This is a genomic window from Deferrisoma palaeochoriense (genome assembly GCF_054656955.1).
Genome location: NZ_BAAHXI010000205.1, coordinates 1 through 329 on the forward strand (window position 1 = coordinate 1; position 329 = coordinate 329).

Annotated in this window: 1 protein-coding gene; it reads left to right on the forward strand. The window is 66.3% G+C overall.

Annotation, left to right across the window (positions count from 1 at the left end; all coding sequences use genetic code 11):
* Positions 1 to 153: 153 nt before the first annotated feature.
* Positions 154 to 329: FitA-like ribbon-helix-helix domain-containing protein (locus ACYQ8L_RS18720; protein ID WP_459943326.1), on the forward strand; the 176-nt coding region annotated here is incomplete at its 3' end.

The following is a 329-nucleotide window of genomic DNA, read 5'->3' on the forward strand; positions in this document are numbered from 1 at the left end:
TCTCGGAAGCGGCGGCAGTTGGCCCGTCCGCACGTCCACGCGTCCTACCGTCCGCACGGTCAAGCGGCCAACGACGAAAACGGGCAAGGCGGTCCTTCCCGGTTGCCACATTGTGCATGCAATGTTCACGCGGTATGCTGCCGGCTCACCCCCATGCCCCGCTTCGGGAGGATCGTCGTGCCGAGCCTTCAGATCCGTAACCTGCCGGCCGAAGCGTACGAGGCCCTTGCGGTAAGGGCCAAGGCCGCCCACCGGAGTCTGGCCCAGCAGGCATTGGCGGAGCTGGAAACCATGCCCGAGCTGCGGAACCGAAAATGCCGCCTGGCTGT